17 protein-coding genes are annotated in these 17,959 nt (G+C 56.6%); 10 read left to right on the top strand and 7 right to left on the bottom strand.

Annotated elements, in window-relative coordinates; genetic code table 11:
* The 3 genes from rsmG to ACEN2R_RS03880 are packed head-to-tail and all read left to right on the top strand — an operon-like array spanning position 1 to position 2,359.
* On the top strand, positions 1-630 hold the full coding sequence (gene rsmG / locus ACEN2R_RS03890; protein WP_442039361.1) for a 16S rRNA (guanine(527)-N(7))-methyltransferase RsmG: 630 nt from the start codon (positions 1-3) through the stop codon (positions 628-630).
* Positions 623-1,429 carry a ParA family protein gene (locus tag ACEN2R_RS03885; RefSeq protein ID WP_442039359.1) on the top strand — a complete coding sequence of 269 codons (807 nt, stop codon included), beginning with the start codon at positions 623-625 and terminating at the stop codon, positions 1,427-1,429. The genes rsmG and ACEN2R_RS03885 overlap by 8 nt, the downstream gene beginning before the upstream one ends.
* Positions 1,430-1,444: 15 nt before the next feature.
* Positions 1,445-2,359, top strand: a complete 915-nt coding sequence (locus ACEN2R_RS03880; RefSeq protein WP_442039357.1) for a ParB/RepB/Spo0J family partition protein — start codon at positions 1,445-1,447, stop codon at positions 2,357-2,359.
* 3 nt (positions 2,360-2,362) lie between these two features.
* Here the strand turns inward: ACEN2R_RS03880 and hemW are convergent, their stop codons facing one another.
* From hemW to rph, 3 genes are read right to left on the bottom strand one after another with little or no spacing between them, the layout of a single operon-like run.
* Entirely contained in the window at positions 2,363-3,466 is a 1,104-nt protein-coding gene (gene hemW, locus ACEN2R_RS03875) for a radical SAM family heme chaperone HemW (RefSeq protein WP_442039355.1), read from the bottom strand.
* A 49-nt stretch (positions 3,467-3,515) separates the two neighbouring features.
* Entirely contained in the window at positions 3,516-4,124 is a 609-nt protein-coding gene (gene rdgB, locus ACEN2R_RS03870; RefSeq protein WP_442039353.1) for an RdgB/HAM1 family non-canonical purine NTP pyrophosphatase, read from the bottom strand.
* The gene (gene rph / locus ACEN2R_RS03865; protein WP_442039351.1) at positions 4,124-4,831 is read right to left on the bottom strand and encodes a ribonuclease PH; all 708 of its coding nucleotides are present in this window, start codon (positions 4,829-4,831) and stop codon (positions 4,124-4,126) included. The genes rdgB and rph overlap by 1 nt, the downstream gene beginning before the upstream one ends.
* A 117-nt stretch (positions 4,832-4,948) precedes the next feature.
* On the opposite strand from rph, the gene hrcA reads away from it, so the two are divergent.
* Both hrcA and ACEN2R_RS03855 read left to right on the top strand, forming a co-directional pair.
* Complete coding sequence (gene hrcA, locus ACEN2R_RS03860) at positions 4,949-6,019, top strand: heat-inducible transcriptional repressor HrcA (RefSeq protein ID WP_442039349.1); 1,071 nt, start codon at positions 4,949-4,951, stop codon at positions 6,017-6,019.
* 4 nt (positions 6,020-6,023) lie between these two features.
* On the top strand, positions 6,024-6,581 hold the full coding sequence (locus ACEN2R_RS03855; protein WP_442039347.1) for a nucleotide exchange factor GrpE: 558 nt from the start codon (positions 6,024-6,026) through the stop codon (positions 6,579-6,581).
* Positions 6,582-6,608: 27 nt separating this feature from the next.
* Here ACEN2R_RS03855 and mutS read toward each other — a convergent pair whose 3' ends face one another.
* Positions 6,609-9,233 carry a DNA mismatch repair protein MutS gene (gene mutS / locus ACEN2R_RS03850; protein WP_442039505.1) on the bottom strand — a complete coding sequence of 875 codons (2,625 nt, stop codon included), beginning with the start codon at positions 9,231-9,233 and terminating at the stop codon, positions 6,609-6,611.
* A gap of 163 nt (positions 9,234-9,396) precedes the next feature.
* On the opposite strand from mutS, the gene ACEN2R_RS03845 reads away from it, so the two are divergent.
* On the top strand, positions 9,397-11,652 hold the full coding sequence (locus tag ACEN2R_RS03845) for an NADP-dependent malic enzyme (RefSeq protein ID WP_442039345.1): 2,256 nt from the start codon (positions 9,397-9,399) through the stop codon (positions 11,650-11,652).
* 11 nt (positions 11,653-11,663) lie between these two features.
* Positions 11,664-12,542 carry a ribokinase gene (locus ACEN2R_RS03840; RefSeq protein WP_442039343.1) on the top strand — a complete coding sequence of 293 codons (879 nt, stop codon included), beginning with the start codon at positions 11,664-11,666 and terminating at the stop codon, positions 12,540-12,542.
* On the opposite strand, the gene msrA is transcribed toward ACEN2R_RS03840, so the two are convergent.
* Positions 12,539-13,204: a peptide-methionine (S)-S-oxide reductase MsrA gene (msrA, locus tag ACEN2R_RS03835; protein ID WP_442039341.1), complete on the bottom strand. Its 666-nt coding sequence runs from the start codon at positions 13,202-13,204 to the stop codon at positions 12,539-12,541. The two genes, ACEN2R_RS03840 and msrA, sit on opposite strands and share 4 nt — an antisense overlap.
* A gap of 140 nt (positions 13,205-13,344) precedes the next feature.
* On the opposite strand from msrA, the gene ACEN2R_RS03830 reads away from it, so the two are divergent.
* Both ACEN2R_RS03830 and ACEN2R_RS03825 read left to right on the top strand, forming a co-directional pair.
* The gene (locus ACEN2R_RS03830) at positions 13,345-14,253 is read left to right on the top strand and encodes a D-amino acid aminotransferase (protein WP_442039340.1); all 909 of its coding nucleotides are present in this window, start codon (positions 13,345-13,347) and stop codon (positions 14,251-14,253) included.
* Positions 14,253-14,951: an HAD family hydrolase gene (locus tag ACEN2R_RS03825; RefSeq protein WP_442039338.1), complete on the top strand. Its 699-nt coding sequence runs from the start codon at positions 14,253-14,255 to the stop codon at positions 14,949-14,951. Before ACEN2R_RS03830 ends, ACEN2R_RS03825 begins: the two co-directional genes overlap by 1 nt.
* Positions 14,952-14,953: 2 nt before the next feature.
* Here ACEN2R_RS03825 and ACEN2R_RS03820 read toward each other — a convergent pair whose 3' ends face one another.
* Positions 14,954-16,174 (bottom strand): argininosuccinate synthase, encoded by a 1,221-nt coding sequence (locus tag ACEN2R_RS03820; RefSeq protein ID WP_442039337.1) that lies wholly within the window; start codon positions 16,172-16,174, stop codon positions 14,954-14,956.
* 113 nt (positions 16,175-16,287) lie between these two features.
* Here ACEN2R_RS03820 and ilvA point away from each other — a divergent pair, with 113 nt between their 5' ends.
* Entirely contained in the window at positions 16,288-17,535 is a 1,248-nt protein-coding gene (gene ilvA / locus ACEN2R_RS03815) for a threonine ammonia-lyase IlvA (protein ID WP_442039335.1), read from the top strand.
* A gap of 8 nt (positions 17,536-17,543) precedes the next feature.
* Here ilvA and ACEN2R_RS03810 read toward each other — a convergent pair whose 3' ends face one another.
* Positions 17,544-17,867 carry an Hpt domain-containing protein gene (locus ACEN2R_RS03810; protein WP_442039333.1) on the bottom strand — a complete coding sequence of 108 codons (324 nt, stop codon included), beginning with the start codon at positions 17,865-17,867 and terminating at the stop codon, positions 17,544-17,546.
* Between the last annotated feature and the right edge of the window lie 92 nt (positions 17,868-17,959).

The following is a 17,959-nucleotide window of genomic DNA, read 5'->3' as shown; positions in this document are numbered from 1 at the left end:
ATGACCGATCAAGCGCGCGACGAATTTCTTGAACAAAATAATGTTTCACGTGAAACATTGGAACGGCTGGATTGCTATGCCGGACTTTTGCGTAAATGGAACCCCGCAATCAATCTCGTTTCAAAATCAACGATTGATGCAGCTTGGGGCAGGCACTTTCATGACTCGGCTCAGGTTTTCGACCTTGCATCAAGCGACGTGGAAAGCTGGGTGGATTTTGGAAGCGGCGGCGGTTTTCCCGGCCTTATTGTCGCCATCCTGGCAAAGGAAGCCTCCCCGCAGTTGAAAGTTACACTTGTCGAGAGCGACGTCAGAAAAGCGGCGTTTTTATCCACAGTTGCGCGTGAAACGGGTGTGAACGTTGCGATTCTTGCCGAGAGAGTGGAAAATATTGAACCCTTGAAGGCAGACATTGTGTCCGCTCGGGCGCTTGCCCCGTTGGCGGTGCTCTTGTCGTTCGCGGAACGTCACTTACGATGTGGTGGAACTGCTTTATTCCAGAAGGGCGCGATGTACGAGGCTGAGTTGCGGGCGGCTTCTGAGGTTTGGAATTTCAAATGCGATGCCCACGCAAGCACGACCGATGCAAATGCCGTTATTCTTGAAATTGGAGATATTGCGCGTGTCTGACCTTTTTCGCCCAAGTGGGCCTAAGATTATCGCGATTGCGAATCAGAAGGGCGGCGTCGGTAAAACAACGACGGCGATTAATCTGGGAGCCGCCTTGGCCGAGGAGGGACTGAATGTTCTGCTGATCGATCTGGACCCTCAGGGCAATGCCTCGACAGGATTGGGTATATTTTCAGAGGATCGTGGGCTGACGACGTATGATTTGCTGTTGGATGAGGCCCCGTTAGAAGAAGTCATCGTCAAGACCAATGTCGAGGGGCTGATGATCGCGCCCGCCACAACAGACCTTAGTTCTGCGGATATCGAATTGGTTTCAAACGAGAAGCGCAGTCACTTACTCCACGACGCATTGCGACATCCGGGCATTGATCGCTTCAAATTTGACTATATCCTGATCGACTGCCCGCCCTCGCTTAACCTTTTGACCGTCAATGCAATGGTTGCGGCGCATTCGGTACTCGTTCCGCTGCAAAGCGAGTTCTTTGCCCTTGAGGGACTGTCACAGCTTATGCTGACTATTCGTGAAATTCGCCAGACTGCGAACAAGGGCTTGAGGATAGAGGGCGTTGTGCTGACGATGTATGATAGTCGAAACAATCTATCTCAGCAGGTAGAAAAAGACGCGCGTGACAATCTTGGCGATTTGGTATTTCGAACCGTCATTCCGAGAAACGTAAGGGTGAGCGAGGCGCCATCATTTTCGATGCCGGTGCTGAACTATGACTCGTTATCCAAGGGCAGTCAGGCGTATCGGTCATTGGGGTTGGAATTGATCAGTCGCCAAGCAGAATTAGCGTAAGAGGAGCACCAAAAGATGTCAGACAAACCAAAAACAGAGCGGCGGGGCCTAGGCCGGGGATTGTCTGCGCTTATGGCCGACGTCAGTCCGGAACCGCAAGTTTCTGAAAATGCGCCTCAAAAACGGTTGGATCAATTTATTCCGGTAGAAATGATATATCCGAACCCCGATCAGCCACGCCGCAGTTTTACGGCAGATGATTTGGAGAGCCTTGCGGCGTCGATCCGCGAAAAGGGAATAATCCAACCCCTAATTCTGCGAGAAAACCCGAGAAAAACAGGAACTTACGAGATTGTTGCTGGCGAGCGTCGCTGGCGCGCTGCACAAATGGCGCAATTACATGCCGTTCCTGCGCTTATCCGCGAGTTTACAGATTCCGAAGTTCTGGAAGTCGCGATCATCGAGAATATCCAGCGCGCCGATCTTAACCCGGTTGAAGAGGCGATGGGGTATCGTCAATTGATGGACCGATTCGGCCACACGCAAGAAAAGCTGGGCGAGGCTTTGAGCAAAAGCCGCAGTCATATCGCGAATCTGTTGCGTTTGCTGCAGTTGCCGGAAGAGGTTCTGGAAATGCTGCGCGATGGCCGTCTTTCGGCGGGCCATGCAAGGGCGTTGATCACGACTGATGATCCGGTCGCGTTGGCACGGCTTGTTGTCGTCAACGGGCTGTCAGTTCGAGAGACGGAGCGTCTGGCAAAGCAACCACAGTCCAAGAAAGAGACTAAACCACGCGTTTCGACGGAAAAAGACGCCGACAGCAAGGCGCTTGAGGGTGACCTGTCAGCCAATTTGGGAATGAAGGTCCGGATTGACCACAAGCCCGGGCAAGAGGCGGGGCAGCTTGCGATTCAGTATGACACGCTGGAGCAGTTGGACGAACTTTGCCGTATTCTGACATCCATGCCGAAGGGCAATCCTAATTATTGATGCTTAGTCGGGCAGCAGGTCGCGAATGACTGCGTTCAAAAGGACGCGACCTCGATCTGTTGTCCGAAGCCTGCCATCCGACACAGATATAACGCCAATATCAGTTAAGTCATTGATTTTACGTGAACTCAGCGGGAAACCAGCAAGGTTTTGGTATCTGCTCATATCGACACCTTCGCGCAATCGAAGTCCCATCATCAAAAACTCACAGGCCTGATCGGGTCCGCTGATGGCGTCCATTGGATTTTCCCCAGTGCCGTTTTTTTCCACTGCGTTCAGCCAGGCGCCTGGCTGGCGCAGCGCCTCTGTCGCATAGCGGTGCCCGTCCAGCGTAAGTCGCCCATGGGCACCCGGGCCAATTCCGGCATAGTCGCCATAGCGCCAATAGATCTGGTTGTGTCGAGATTCTTCACCGATTTTGGCATGATTAGAGACTTCATAGCCGTTAAAGCCAGCCGCATCGCACAGGTCTTGCGTCAGGGCATACATGTCTGCCGACAGATCATCCTGAGGCAAGCCGCGCAGTCTTCCCCTGGCGTATCTGTCACCAAAGGCTGTGCCGTCTTCGATTGTAAGCTGATACAGGGACAGGTGGTCGACAGCCATCGCCAGCGCCTCTGACAATTCAGCGCGCCATGCGTCTATCGTTTGATCCTGACGGGCATAAATCAGATCGAAACTAACCCGATCAAATGTCGCGCGGGCGATGTCGAATGCTTTGCGCGCCTCGGCGACGGTGTGAAGGCGGCCCAGTTTCCGCAAATCTTCGTCATTCAGGGCCTGCGCCCCCATCGAGATCCGGTTGACACCGCCATCGCGATACCCACGAAAACGCCCCGCCTCGATCGAGGTTGGATTGGCCTCCAGCGTCACCTCGAGGTCATTGGCTGCGGGCCAAAGGCGGCGGATTTTTCCCAGAATGGCGGCAACGATTTCGGGGTCCATCAGGCTGGGTGTGCCACCGCCAAAGAAAATGGAACGCAGGACGCGCCCAGATGTCTCAACGCCGACACGGTCAAGCTCTGACAGATAGGCCCTTAACCAGCGGTGCTGATCAATCGTTGCCGAAACATGCGAATTGAAGTCGCAGTAGGGGCACTTAGCCATACAAAAGGGCCAGTGAATATAAAGGCCGAAACCGCCATTTTCCCAATCGTCAGCCAAAACAGCCAGCGACCAGTTTCGCAAATGCGTCGGCGCGGTGGCTTATCTTGTTCTTTTCCCACCGATCCATTTCGCCGAAGGTCACGTCATAGCCATCAGGCTGAAACATGGGGTCATAGCCGTGGCCAAGGGTGCCGTTCATAGGCCAGACAACCTTGCCTTCCATCTTGCCCGCGAACACCTCGTCATGGCCATCGGGCCAGGCCAGTACAAGCGTGCAGCAGAACCGCGCCGTCCGTGGTTCCGGCGCCGATTTGGCATTTAGCAGGTCGTTTACCTTGGTCATGGCCATAACGAAATCGCGGCCATTGGGGGTTTCGGCCCAATCTGCGGTATAGACACCGGGCGCTTTATTCAGGGCATCGACCTCTATGCCGCTGTCGTCGGCAAGGGCGGGCAGCCCCGTGGCCTTTGCGGCGAAATGCGCCTTGATCCGCGCATTCCCGACAAAGGTGGTTTCGGTTTCTTCAGGCTCGGGCAGGTCGAAGTCGGCAGCTGAAACTACGGTGATCCCGAATGGCGACAAAAGATCTGCGATCTCGTCCAGCTTGCCCTTGTTGTGGGTTGCCACCAGAAGTGTGTCGCCATCCAGTTTGCGCATTACACCGCTGCCCTTTGTGCTGCCACAAGCTGCGCTGTGCCTTTTTCTGCCAGATCAAGCAGTTCCGACATTTCAGCCCTAGAGAATGTTGCGCCTTCGGCTGCCATCTGAATTTCAATCAGACGACCGCTGCCTGTCATGACAAAGTTGGCATCTACGCCGGCTTCGCTGTCCTCGGGGTAGTCCAGATCCAGAACCGGCTGACCGGCGTAGATGCCGCAGCTGATGGCGGCAACGGGATCGGTCATCGGGTCGGAAATGATTTCGCCCGTCTTCATAAGCTTGTTCACAGCCAGACGAAGAGCGACCCATCCGCCGGTGATCGAGGCGCAACGTGTGCCGCCGTCCGCCTGAATGACGTCGCAATCTATGGTGATCTGACGCTCGCCCAATGCCACACGGTCCACACCAGCGCGCAGGGCGCGACCAATCAGGCGCTGAATTTCCTGTGTCCGGCCGGATTGGCCGTTCTTGGCCTCACGGCGCATGCGGGTATTGGTGGCGCGGGGCAGCATCCCGTATTCTGCGGTGACCCACCCAAGGCCGGAGTTCTTCAGGAAGGGCGGCACCCGCTCGTCCAGTGTTGCGGTGCAAAGGACGTGGGTATCGCCACATTTGATCAGGCAAGAGCCTTCGGCATGCTTGGTCACGTTGGTTTCAATTGAAATGAGACGCATTTCGTCTATTTTTCTACCGGAGGGGCGCATATGGATTTCCTTTGTTGGATTGCGCCCAAATACCCTTGGGGCCCTTTGAAAGGCAACCCCGATTGACGCCAACCCCATATGCTCTTTAATGGCGTCACCTTTGGGAACCGCAAGTTTATGAACGACCGCTCCAAGATGTTTACCGAGATGAACGATCGCAGCCGAGAGGTTTTCCGGCGTGTCGTCGAAGGTTACCTTGAAACCGGTGATCCTGTCGGGTCGCGGACCCTGTCGCGGACCCTGAACGAAAAGATCAGCGCGGCAACGATCCGGAATGTGATGCAGGATCTGGAATTTCTGGGCCTGCTGGACAGTCCGCATGTCTCTGCCGGGCGGATTCCGACCCAATTGGGTCTGCGAATGTTTGTCGATGGCCTGATGGAGGTCGGCAATATGACCCGCGACGATCAGGAAAAGATCGACGCGACGCTTGGGTCGAACGAGCGGGGAGTGGGAACAATGCTGGACCGTATCGGGTCTGCGTTGTCTGGTCTGACGCAGGGGGCCAGTCTGGTACTTGCGCCAAAGCAAGAGGCGCCGATCAAGCATATCGAATTTGTAAGCCTTGCGCCCGACCGCGCCCTTGTCGTTCTGGTCTTTGCGAACGGGCATGTCGAAAACCGCGTGTTCAACCCGCCTGCCGGACAAACGCCATCCTCCATGAGAGAGGCTGCCAATTTTCTGAATGCGCTGGCCGAGGGGCGCACTCTTTCCGAATTGCGCCGCGTGATGGAACACGAGGTGAAGGCGCGGCGGCAAGAGATCGACAGTCTCGCGCATGAAATGGTCGAGAGCGGCCTTGCCGTTTGGGAAAACGAAGGTCAAAGCTATGAGCGGTTGATCGTTCGGGGGCGGTCCAATCTTCTGGATAAAGACGTCGAACCAGCAGAACTGGAACGCATCCGGCAGTTGTTCGATGATCTGGAGCGTAAGCGCGATATCGCCGAATTTCTGGAATTGGCCGAAGATGGCGAAGGCGTTCGCATTTTTATTGGCTCAGAGAACAAACTCTTTTCACTTTCGGGTTCCTCTTTGGTTGTCAGTCCATATATGAACGCTGACCGAAAGATTATTGGTGCCGTAGGCGTCATTGGGCCGACACGATTGAACTATGGTCGGATCGTCCCAATTGTAGACTATACGGCGCAACTGGTCGGAAAGCTGATTTCAGATCAGGGCAAAGGGTAGAGAGATGGCAGACGCTAACAAAGACACGATCGACGAAATTGAATTGACCGAGGCCGAAGGCTTTGCCGAAGACGAGCTTGGGTTTGAAGAGCAGGTGAACGAGCTTGATCAACTGCGTGCGGAACGCGACGACATGCGTGACCGGTTCATGCGCGCCTTGGCCGACGCCGAAAATGCCCGCAAACGCAGCGACCGTGATCGCCGCGAGGCGGAGCAGTATGGCGGATCAAAACTGTCGCGCGACATGCTTCCGGTTTTTGACAGCCTGAAGCGCGCGCTGGAAGCAATGACGGACGAGCAGCGGGCGGCGGCCGGTGCCGTGATGGACGGCATCGACCTGACCATGCGCGAGCTTATCAATGTGTTTAAAAAGCACGGCATCGACCCGATCACGCCGGAAATCGGTTCAAAGTTCGACCCGCAACTGCATCAGGCGATGTTCGAGGCACCCGTGCCCGGAACCAAAGCCGGCGACATCATCCAGGTGATGGCCGATGGCTTCATGTTGCACGACAGGTTGCTGCGGCCTGCTCAGGTTGGCGTTTCTTCCAGCCCGAAATAACAAATAAAGCCCCGCCTTGCCGGGGCTTTATTTTTTCGCGATCTCTTTCAGTTCGTAAATCAAGGCAAGCGCATCCTTCGGAGAGAGCTCGTCCGGGTGCACATCGTTCAGGCGGTCCTGCACGGCGCTTGTCTTGGCGACGGGTCGGGGTGCGACCATCGGTGCCGCCGAAAACAACGGTAAATCGTCAATCAGGGCTTTCTGCCGTGTCCCGCCTTCGCGCTCGCCCTTTTCAAGGGCCTCAAGAACGATGCGGGCCCGGTCAACCACGGTCGCGGGCAATCCGGCCAGTCGCGCGACCTGCACACCGTAGGACCGGTCTGCGGCGCCCATTTTGACCTCGTGCAGGAAAATGACATCGCCCTCCCACTCTTTTACCGTGACGGTTGCGTTCTCGACCCCTGAAAGCTTGCCGGACAATGCGGTCAGTTCGTGATAGTGCGTGGCAAACAACGCGCGGCAGCCGTTGGTGTCGTGAAGATGTTCCAGCGTGGCCCAGGCGATGGACAGGCCGTCGTAGGTCGCTGTGCCGCGTCCGATTTCATCCAGAATGACCAGGGCGTGATCGTCGGCCTGATTCAGGATTGCGGCGGTTTCGACCATTTCGACCATAAAGGTAGATCGCCCCCGCGCCAGATCGTCCGACGCGCCGACGCGGCTGAACAGCTGCGATACCAGACCGATATGCGCTGACGAGGCGGGAACAAAGGATCCCATCTGCGCCAGAATCGCGATGACCGCATTTTGCCGCAGAAAGGTGGACTTACCTGCCATATTCGGGCCGGTCAGCAACCAGATCGCCGCGCCGTCCGCACCCTTGGACAACATGCAGTCGTTGGGAACGAAGGGTGCGCCGGATTGTTTGCGCAGTGCCCGTTCCACCACAGGATGCCGGCCATTTTGGATGTCGAATGCCCGACTGCGGTCAACCGTTGGCGCAACCCAGCTCTCGCCGGTCGCCAGATCAGCCAAAGAGGCTGACAGATCAATTTCCGCCAGCGCCTGTGCTGCGGCGTTGATCGGTGCCGCGTGGTCAAGAATTTTCTGTTTCAGGCCAATATAGAGCCGCTTTTCGATTTCCAGCGCCCGGTTTCCGGCGTTCAGAATCTTTGTTTCCATCTCGGACAGGGGCACCGTTGTGAACCGCACCGCATTGGCGGTTGTCTGGCGGTGGATGAAGGTCTGGTTCAAGGGGTCCGACAGCATCTTTTCGGCATGGGTTACTGTCGTTTCTATGAAATAACCCAGAACATTGTTGTGCTTGATTTTAAGCCCCGAAATACCTGTCTGACCGATATAATCGGTCTGCATCGCGGCGATCACCTGCCGACCATCGTCGCGAAGGCTTCGCGCTTCGTCAAGGTCGGTGTCGTATCCCGGCGCAATAAAGCCGCCGTCCCGCAGCAGCAAAGGCGGTTCGGCCACCAGTGCCTCGTCAAGAACGCTGATCAGCGTGTTGTGGCCGGTCAACGCCCGGCTTTCCCGACCAAGAAGCGCAGGAAGGTCGTGATTCGAGAATTGCGAAAGGATTTGCCCCGCCTCTGCCAAGCCGTTCCTGATCGCGACAAGATCGCGCGGGCCGCCGCGGTCAAGCGCCAGACGCGATAGGGCGCGGTCAAGGTCGGGGGCGCGCCGAAGAGTGCTGCGCAGCTCGGACGTCAACCGTGGGTTCGTTACCATGAACGTCACGGCATCCTGTCGCGCATGTATCACCTCCAGATCCCGCGAGGGGCTGGACAGGCGGCGATCCAGCAACCGACCGCCACCGCTTGTCACCGTGCGATCAATTGCGGCGATCAAAGAGCCATCGCGCCCGCCTGACAGGCTTTGCGTCAGTTCAAGATTGCGCCGTGTCGCTGCGTCGATCTGCATTTGCCGGTTTGCAGACTCGCGCAGGGGCGGGCGAAGCAGGGGAAGGTTCCCTTTTTGTGTGATGTCCAGATATTCGACAATCGCGCCCATTGCCGAAAGCTCTGCCCGCGAAAACTGGCCATAGGCATCCAGAGAGCCGACATTGAACACGTCCATCAGCCGCTTTTCGGCAGAGGTGCTGTCAAAGCTGCTGCGCGCCAACGGCGTCAAGGCGGCCCCTGATTCAGAGACTAACTCAGCCAAATTCAACTCATCCGCCTCGGATACGATCAGCTCACTCGGGGCCAGTCGCGCCAATTCCGGCAAAAGCCGGACAGGGGGGCAGGGCATGACCCTGAACTCTCCGGTAGAGATGTCGACCCAGGCCAGGGCGGCCTCGTCCCTCACTTCGGAAAAGGCGGCAAGGTAATTGTGACGCCGTGCTTCCAGCAGGGAATCTTCGGTCAGGGTGCCGGGGGTCACCAGCCGCACGACCCCGCGGTGCACGACGGATTTCGACCCGCGTTTCTTGGCCTCGGCAGGGTCTTCCAGTTGCTCGCAGACGCCAACGCGAAACCCTTTGCGGATCAGCGTCAGCAAATAGTTTTCCGCGGCATGAACCGGCACCCCGCACATGGGAATATCTTCTCCCAGATGCTTGCCGCGTTTTGTAAGCGCAATATCCAGCGCCGCAGAGGCGGCGACAGCATCGTCAAAGAACATCTCGTAGAAGTCGCCCATGCGGTAGAACAGCAAGGCGTCCTTGTGCGCGGTTTTGATGTCCAGATATTGCGCCATCATGGGCGTCGTGTTTGCCACGTCCGTTGTCACTCAGAACCCCCAAGGTGTATTTTGTCGGACCTTACAAACCTCGCGCTGCCCGCGAAAGGCGGAAATAACAGGAATGTTGTGAGCCCGCATTAAGGACGCTAAGACTGTCGGACTTCTGGAGGAGAGAACCAACATGTCTAAAGCACGGATTACCCGCGAAGAGGCGCTTGCCTATCACTTGAACCCCACGCCGGGTAAGTTCGAGATCACGGCATCCGTGCCAATGACAACGCAGCGCGATCTGTCGCTTGCCTATTCCCCTGGGGTAGCGGTGCCGTGCGAGGCGATCGCCGCCGCGCCCGATACGGCCTATGATTACACGAACAAGGGTAACCTTGTGGCTGTCATTTCCAACGGCACTGCGGTTCTTGGCCTTGGCAACCTTGGTGCGCTGGCCTCAAAGCCGGTGATGGAAGGCAAGGCGGTTCTGTTCAAAAGATTTGCTGATGTGAATTCCATCGACATCGAACTGGACACAGAAGACCCCGAGGCGATCATTGCAGCGGTCAAGTTGATGGGGCCGACATTTGGCGGGATCAATCTTGAAGACATCAAAGCACCCGAATGTTTTATCATCGAGCAGCGCCTGAAAGAGGAAATGGATATTCCCGTTTTCCATGATGACCAACATGGCACGGCAGTGATCTGCGCCGCCGGTCTGATCAACGCGCTAAAGATTTCCGGGAAAAAGATCGAGGACTGCAAAATAGTCCTGAATGGTGCTGGTGCCGCGGGCATTGCCTGTCTCGAGTTGTTGAAAGCGATGGGGGCCCGCCATGACAATTGCATCATGTGCGATACGAAGGGTGTGATCTATCAGGGTCGTTCCGAGGGTATGAACCAGTGGAAATCGGCCCACGCCGCCAAAACCGACGCGCGCAGCCTGGATGACGCCATGAAAGATGCGGATGTTTTTCTGGGTGTTTCTGCCAAGGGCGCCGTGACTGCGGAAATGGTCGCGTCAATGGCGCCAAATCCGGTGATTTTCGCAATGGCAAACCCGGACCCCGAGATCACGCCGGAGGAGGCGCACGCCGTGCGTCCGGATGCGATTGTGGCGACAGGCCGGTCCGACTATCCGAACCAGGTGAACAATGTTCTAGGCTTTCCCTACTTGTTCCGGGGGGCGTTGGATATACGCGCGCGGGCCATCAATGACGAGATGAAGATTGCCTGTGCGAACGCGCTGGCCGAACTGGCGCGGGAAGATGTGCCAGACGAAGTGGCAATGGCCTATGGTCGCAAGCTGGCGTTTGGCCGCGATTACATTATTCCGACGCCTTTTGATCCGCGGCTGATCTATGTCATTCCGCCAAAAGTTGCCAAAGCGGGCATGGATACCGGCGTGGCGCGGCGGCCTATTGTGGATATGCAGGCCTATACGCAAAGCCTTAAGGCGCGGATGGACCCAACGGCAAGCATTTTGCAGGGGATTCACGCGCGGGCCAAGATTGCGCAGGCGCGCATGATCTTTGCAGAGGGCGATGATCCGCGTGTTCTGCGGGCGGCGGTTGCCTACCAGCGTGCTGGTCTTGGTAAGGCGCTGGTTGTTGGTCGCGATGCCGATGTGAGGGAAAAGCTGCAAACAGAGGGTCTGGGCGACGCTGTCTCCGAGCTTGAAATTGTGAACGCAGCGAATTCCCCCCATCTCGATGTCTACAAGGACTTTCTGTACGAGCGGCTTCAGCGCAAAGGCTATGATCACCGCGACATCCATCGGCTTGCGACCCGCGACCGCCATGTTTTCTCGGCTCTTATGTTGGCGCATGGGCATGGTGACGGGTTGGTCACAGGTGCAACGCGGAAATCGGCGCATGTGATGGAGTTGATCAACAATGTTTTCGATGCCTCGGCAAAAGACGGGGCAGTTGGTGTGACTGCGCTGTTGGTAAAGGGGCGGATTGTTTTGATCGCCGACACTCTTGTGCATGAATGGCCCGATCAAGAGGATCTGGCAACGATTGCACAACGCGCTGCAGGTGTTGCGCGCACTTTGGGGCTAGAGCCGCGTGTGGCCTTTGTCAGTTTCTCGACTTTTGGCTATCCGGTGTCGGAACGTGCCGAGAAGATGCATCAGGCCCCCAAGGTTCTGGATCAACGCAACGTCGACTTTGAATACGAAGGTGAAATGACGGTGGATGTGGCGCTTAATCCGGTTGCTATGGCGCAGTATCCGTTCTCTCGTTTGACGGGCCCTGCCAATATTCTGGTTGTTCCTGCACGGCACTCTGCCTCGATTTCGGTCAAGTTGATGCAAGAGATGGGGGGCGCGACCGTGATTGGTCCGATCTTGACCGGCGTGAATAAGCCGATTCAGATTTGCTCTACGGTTTCGACGGTGAACGACATTCTGAATATGGCAGTCATGGCTGCGTGCAAGATCGGTTAGGGGAATAATCCATGACGATCTATGTTCTGGGGTCCATAAATGCGGACCATGTCTATGATGTTCCGCATCTTCCGGCGCCCGGTGAAACGCTGTCGGCGTCCGCGCATTCCATCGGTTTGGGCGGCAAGGGGGCAAATCAGTCCGTCGCGGCAGCAAAGGCCGGTGGGCGCGTGATCCACATCGGTGCGGTGGGGGATGACGGGCAGTGGGCGGTCAGGCGGATGGCGGGTTATGGGGTTGATGTCGCCCATATTGCCGGAATTGACGGGCCAACGGGCCACGCGATTATCAACGTCGACGCATCGGGCGAGAATTCGATCGTGATTTTTTCCGGCGCGAACGCCAAGCAGTCACAACAAAGGATCACCGAGGCGCTGAACGATGCCACGGCGGGCGACTTGCTGCTTTTGCAGAACGAAACATCACAGCAGGCGTTTGCGGCGGCGCTGGGCCGGCAAAAGAAAATGACGGTTGTCTATTCCGCAGCACCGTTTGAAATCGGCGCGGTTGTCGATGTTTTGCCCCATGTCAGCCTGCTGGTTCTGAACGAGGTCGAGGCGCAGCAGCTTTGCGCCGCGTTGTCCACAACCCTGGAAAAGATGGATGTGCCGGAAATAGTGGTTACTCTGGGCGGCGATGGTGCCGATTGGTATGATAATCGTTCCGGCCAAAAACGCCATGTTGCTGCCGTACCGACCACCGTTGTCGACACAACCAGTGCAGGCGACACCTTCCTTGGATATGTCGCCGCCGGATTGAGCGAGGGCCTTGGCATGGAGCAATCCATGGCGCTTGGCGCCATGGCGTCCGCTATCAAAATCCGGACTCTTGGCGCAGCGGATGCAATACCCGAAAGATCCATTGTCGACCAGGAGTTGTCGGGGGGCTAGTGGGTAAACGCCGCTGCCTTGCCCCACAATTGCTGCACCCGAGCGTCGCGACCGCAGGCATTTCGATAGGCTTTGTAGGCCTCTGATTGCCGTTTTGGGCCAAAGCGGGTCAAAACAAGATTTGTGCCTTTGTAATAGTTCTGATGATAGTCCTCGGCGGGATAGAATTTTTTCGCATCCAGAACCGGCGTCACGATTTTCTGCCCAAGCGCTGATTCCGCTTCGGTTTTCGCGGCCAAGGCAGCGGCCTTTTGCGCGGGGTTAGAGACGAATATCGCCGTTCTGTAACTGTCGCCCCGATCACAGAACTGCCCCCCGGCGTCGGTTACATCGACCGAGCGCAAGAACTTTTGCAGCAATGACTCATAGCTGACCTTTGACGGGTCGAACTTGATCTGCACGGCCTCAAAGTGACCTGTGCCGCCAGCAGTGACCTGTTTGTATGTCGGGTTTTCTTTGGACCCTCCGGTGTATCCGGATATGGCCTCTATCACGCCGTCCACCTTTTCAAAGTCGGCTTCTACGCACCAAAAACATCCCCCGGCGACGGTCAGGGTTTCGACATTGGCGGCGTGGCTTCTTGTTCCTTGTGCTGCCAGTCCCAAAAGGATTGCCAGAAACAGGACGGCGGGTTTGGCGTTGCGTGACAGAATGGACATCATGAAGGCTCCTTTTTAGGCACGATGCCCACCCGACGCCGATGCGACAAGTGCGCAGCGTCGATGTCACGATATGGTGACGGGAATTTACCGCTTGGCGGTGCGGCTGCGTTTGTTATCGTTCCGGCAAACAGGGGGGCCGAATGCCAGACGTCGTGACAACACACCAGACCGCCGATGACATCCGCAACGATGCGATCCTGATCTATGTCGACGGGCGGATCGTTCCGAAATCCGAGGCGGTGGTCAGTGTCTATGACTCCGGCTTTATGCTGGGTGACGGAGTATGGGAGGGGCTGCGCCTGTATAATGGCCACTGGGCGTTTCTGGATGAGCATATCGACCGGTTGTTCGAGGCAGCCAAGGCTATTGACCTGACGATGTCGCTTGACCGGGCCGGAGTCATCGCCGCGCTTGAAGCGACGAGAGCAGCGAACGGCATGACACAGGATGTGCACGCCCGGTTGATGGTCACGCGCGGGGTAAAGATACGCCCGTTCCAGCATCCGTCGCTGTCGCGGTCCGGCCCGACGATGGTTATCATCATGGAGCATTCAAAGCCCGAAATTCCGCGCCCGATCCGGCTGGCAACCGTGCCGCATTTGCGCGGGCTTCCTATGACACAAGACCCCAAGCTGAACTCTCATTCCAAGCTGAACTGCATTCTGGCCTGTATTGCGGCGGAAAAGGCAGGCGCTGACGAGGCGTTGATGCTGGATGTGCATGGATTTGTGAACACGACCAACGCATGCAATTTCTTCATTGTCCGTAAGGGCGCGGTTTGGACGTCGACTGGTGATTACTGCATGAACGGCATTACCCGCCAAAAGGTGATCGACGTGTGTCGGGCTGACGGAATTCCGGTGTTCGAGAGGAATTACTCGCTGGTTGACGCCTACGGGGCACAAGAGGCGTTTCTGACCGGGACTTTCGGGGCGCAAACCCCGGTCGGCGACATTGACGGGCGCATGATCGGGGATGGCCAGATGGGGGCGATCACGGTGCGCATCCGTCAGCTTTACAAAGATCTTGTTGCGCGCGAGGTGCGGTAGTGCGGATTGCAATGTGGTCCGGCCCACGGAACCTGTCGACTGCGATGATGTATTCCTTTGGGGCCAGATCGGATTTTGCCGTGTGGGATGAACCGTTCTATGCGCCCTATCTTGCCGCGTCGGGTGCGGACCATCCGATGAAGGAGCAGATTATAGCCGCACACGAATCGGATCCGATCAAGGTGGCGGCGCGTTGTTCAGGCACTATTCCCGCCCAAAAGCCAAATTTCTATATGAAACATATGCCGCACCACATGATTGACGGCTTTCCGATGGACTGGTCCGGTGACTGTGTGAACGTTCATCTTATCCGCCATCCTGCACGGGTTGTTGCAAGCTACGGGATCAAGCGGGAACAGGTGGCCCTAGAGGACCTTGGGTTCCGGCAACAAGCACAGCTTTTCGACAGGATCGGTGGTCTGGTTATCGACAGTGCCGATATACGCAATGATCCGGAACGTATGCTGACCAGACTGTGTGATGCGATTGGCTTGCGCTTTGATCGTGCAATGCTGTCCTGGCCTGAAGGCGGGCATCCTGCTGACGGCGTATGGGCAACGCATTGGTATGGTGCCGTGCATCGCAGCACAGGGTTTTCCGGGCCAGAGGGGCCCTTGCCACAGCTTGACGGGCGGGATGCAGCAATCGTCGCGGCGGCCCTGCCGTTCTATGACAGGCTCGCCGCGAAGAAGCTTTGACGCTATTTGCTGAGGCGACGATTGCGCATGGCAATCAGTTTGAGCCGCAATGCGTTCAGTTTGATAAAGCCAGCCGCGTCTTTCTGATCGTATGCGCCCGCGTCATCTTCGAAGGTCACATGCGCCTCGGAATAAAGCGAGTGATCCGACCAGCGCGCAACGGTGCGGGCCATCCCTTTGTAAAGCTTCAGGCGAACGGTTCCTGTGACGTGCTCTTGTGACTTGTCGATCAGGGCTTGCAGCATTTCACGCTCCGGGCTGAACCAGAAGCCATTGTAGATTAGCTCTGCATATTTTGGCATCAGCTCGTCTTTCAGATGCGCCTGACCGCGATCCAGCGTAATCTGTTCGATCCCACGGTGCGCCTCTAGCAACAGTGTGCCGCCGGGGGTTTCGTAAATTCCGCGCGACTTCATCCCGACAAATCGACCCTCGACCAGATCAAGACGGCCAACGCCATGACGGCCGCCGATCTCATTAAGCTGGGTCAGGATCGTCGCGGGCGACATTGCCTCGCCGTTGATTGCGACGGCATCGCCGCGCTCGAACGAGATTTCAATGAATTCCGGTGTGTTCGGTGCATCCTCAGGATTGACGGTGCGCTGGTAGACGTAATCGGGTGCCTCGTCGGCGGGGTTTTCCAAAACCTTACCTTCGGAAGAGGTGTGCAGCAGGTTGGCGTCAACGCTGAACGGGGCCTCGCCACGCTTGTCTTTCGCAACGGGAATCTGGTTCTTTTCTGCAAATTCCAACAATTTGGTCCGGCTGGACAAGTCCCATTCACGCCAGGGCGCGATGACCTTGATGTCGGGGTTCAGCGCATAGGCGGCCAGTTCAAAACGAACCTGATCGTTGCCCTTGCCGGTTGCGCCGTGGGCGACGGCATCGGCACCAACTTCGGCGGCGATTTCAACAAGACGCTTGGAAATCAGCGGGCGGGCGATCGACGTGCCCAGCAAATACAGCCCTTCGTACAAAGCATTCGCGCGGAACATCGGGAATACAAAATCGCGAACGAACTCTTCCCGCAGATCCTCGATGTAGATCGCGCTTGCGCCCATCATCTCTGCCTTGGCGCGCGCTGGCTCCAGCTCTTCGCCCTGACCAAGGTCGGCGGTGAAGGTTACGACCTCACATCCGTATTCCGTTTGCAGCCATTTCAGGATGATCGAGGTATCAAGGCCGCCGGAATAGGCCAGAACTACTTTTTTGGGCGCTAACATGAGACGGCTCCGTCAATTTGCTGCAATTAATCGCTGCGTTTATTGCGTTTTTACGGGGTGGGCAAGTCAGCTTTGCCATGGACGCGGCGATTGACCGGCGCTAGCGTTGCCCGATGACCAGTTTTGCACAAAAAGCCCGTGCCGCAGAGGCACAGATGCGCACCCTTTTTCCGGCCACGCCGTTGCAGCGTAACGACCATTTGTCCGAACGCCATGGCGCTGACATCTGGCTGAAACGCGAAGATTTGTCGCCTGTCCGGTCCTACAAGATCCGGGGCGCGTTCAATGCGATGCGCAAGGTTTTGGAGCGCTCGCCGGACCAGTCCCGTTTTGTATGCGCAAGTGCTGGCAATCATGCGCAGGGCGTCGCGTTTGTGTGCCGGCATTTTGGCGTCAATGGCGTCATCTTTATGCCGGTTACCACGCCGCAGCAAAAAATCGACAAGACACGCGTATTTGGCGGCGACGCGATCGAGATACGATTGGTCGGCGATTATTTCGATGACACGCTAAAATCCGCGCAGGAGTATTGCGCAATGGTCGGGGCGCATTTCCTGTCGCCCTTTGACGATCCGGATGTGATCGAGGGGCAGGCCTCTGTCGCCGTCGAGATTTTGGCTGAAATGCCAAACGCGCCAGATATGGTCATTTTGCCGGTTGGTGGCGGCGGGTTGTCGTCTGGCGTTCGCCTGTACATGGCAGAAGATGCCCCCGAAACGGATTTATGGTTTGTGGAACCCCTGGGCGGTGCAAGCCTTGCGGCCGCGTTGGCTGCGGGTCACCCCGTTTCCCTGCCCAAGGTTAACACGTTTGTCGATGGCGCAGCGGTGGCCCGGATCGGGGTCAGCACATTCGCTGTGCTGAAGACGGTATCGCCGGATCATGTTCTTGCGGCGCCAGAGGACCGGATTTGCACAACCATTCTGGAGATGTTGAACATAGAAGGCATTGTTCTGGAGCCCGCGGGTGCCCTTTCTGTTGATGTATTGCCTGAATTGTCGGAGCAGATCAGGGGTAAAACCGTTGTTTGTGTGACGTCGGGTGGAAACTTTGACTTTGAACGATTGCCAGAGGTCAAGGAGCGCGCACAGCGCTTTTCCGGTGTTAAAAAGTATTTCATCTTGCGACTGCCGCAACGGCCCGGCGCACTGAAAGATTTTCTGTCGATGCTTGGTCCTGACGACGATATCGCACGATTTGAATATCTCAAGAAGTCCGCCAGAAACTTTGGTTCAGTTCTGATCGGGATCGAAACAAAAGCGGCCGGAAACTTTGCAGAATTATTCGGCAAGTTGGATGCGGCAGGGTTTGCGTACAGGGATATCACCAATGACGAGACCCTGGCCGAATTCCTGATCTGACCTGCCATCTATAGCGCGCCGATTTTTGTTGCGAACTCTGCCTTCGACCGGGCGTAGATGTCAAAGATGCCTGAGACATCAATACTGTCCGCGTTCCCGTTTTTCGCCATCACTTCTCCTTTTGTGCAGAAATCCCCAAGAGCGGTGAACCCAAGATTCGCAGCGCTGCCCTTCAGAAAGTGAAAGTCTGTGGCCACCGCGCCGGGGTCAGACGTGATGCGGAGGTGGTCCAGAACCCCCTCGACCTCGTCAAGAAACAATGCGGCGATGGTCCCAAAGTCCTCCTCTCCCACCTCCTCCAAAAGGTCTTGAACGCGTTGCCAATCGATCATTTTCCCCTCTCTCGACTTGCCTTTATGTGTCAGACTTAGATGGGTTATCTTAAGAATCCGTCTAGAAATTTGGTGGGATCATTCGAATTTTA

This window comes from Pseudogemmobacter sp. W21_MBD1_M6 (assembly GCF_052119585.1).
Lineage (GTDB): Bacteria > Pseudomonadota > Alphaproteobacteria > Rhodobacterales > Rhodobacteraceae > JBGQOJ01.
The sequence above is the reverse complement of the archived record's forward strand: the minus strand, read 5'-3'. Positions and strand labels throughout refer to the sequence as shown.

What these genes read in the sequence shown, in the direction of transcription:
- rsmG (WP_442039361.1), top strand. Translation starts at nt 1, where the DNA reads ATGACCGATCAAGCGCGCGACGAATTTCTTGAACAAAATAATGTTTCA.
- ACEN2R_RS03880 (WP_442039357.1), top strand. Translation starts at nt 1,445, where the DNA reads ATGTCAGACAAACCAAAAACAGAGCGGCGGGGCCTAGGCCGGGGATTG.
- hemW (WP_442039355.1), bottom strand. Translation starts at nt 3,466, where the DNA reads ATGGCTAAGTGCCCCTACTGCGACTTCAATTCGCATGTTTCGGCAACG.
- rdgB (WP_442039353.1), bottom strand. Translation starts at nt 4,124, where the DNA reads ATGCGCAAACTGGATGGCGACACACTTCTGGTGGCAACCCACAACAAG.
- rph (WP_442039351.1), bottom strand. Translation starts at nt 4,831, where the DNA reads ATGCGCCCCTCCGGTAGAAAAATAGACGAAATGCGTCTCATTTCAATT.
- hrcA (WP_442039349.1), top strand. Translation starts at nt 4,949, where the DNA reads ATGAACGACCGCTCCAAGATGTTTACCGAGATGAACGATCGCAGCCGA.
- ACEN2R_RS03855 (WP_442039347.1), top strand. Translation starts at nt 6,024, where the DNA reads ATGGCAGACGCTAACAAAGACACGATCGACGAAATTGAATTGACCGAG.
- mutS (WP_442039505.1), bottom strand. Translation starts at nt 9,233, where the DNA reads ATGATGGCGCAATATCTGGACATCAAAACCGCGCACAAGGACGCCTTG.
- ACEN2R_RS03845 (WP_442039345.1), top strand. Translation starts at nt 9,397, where the DNA reads ATGTCTAAAGCACGGATTACCCGCGAAGAGGCGCTTGCCTATCACTTG.
- ACEN2R_RS03840 (WP_442039343.1), top strand. Translation starts at nt 11,664, where the DNA reads ATGACGATCTATGTTCTGGGGTCCATAAATGCGGACCATGTCTATGAT.
- msrA (WP_442039341.1), bottom strand. Translation starts at nt 13,204, where the DNA reads ATGATGTCCATTCTGTCACGCAACGCCAAACCCGCCGTCCTGTTTCTG.
- ACEN2R_RS03830 (WP_442039340.1), top strand. Translation starts at nt 13,345, where the DNA reads ATGCCAGACGTCGTGACAACACACCAGACCGCCGATGACATCCGCAAC.
- ACEN2R_RS03820 (WP_442039337.1), bottom strand. Translation starts at nt 16,174, where the DNA reads ATGTTAGCGCCCAAAAAAGTAGTTCTGGCCTATTCCGGCGGCCTTGAT.
- ilvA (WP_442039335.1), top strand. Translation starts at nt 16,288, where the DNA reads ATGACCAGTTTTGCACAAAAAGCCCGTGCCGCAGAGGCACAGATGCGC.
- ACEN2R_RS03810 (WP_442039333.1), bottom strand. Translation starts at nt 17,867, where the DNA reads ATGATCGATTGGCAACGCGTTCAAGACCTTTTGGAGGAGGTGGGAGAG.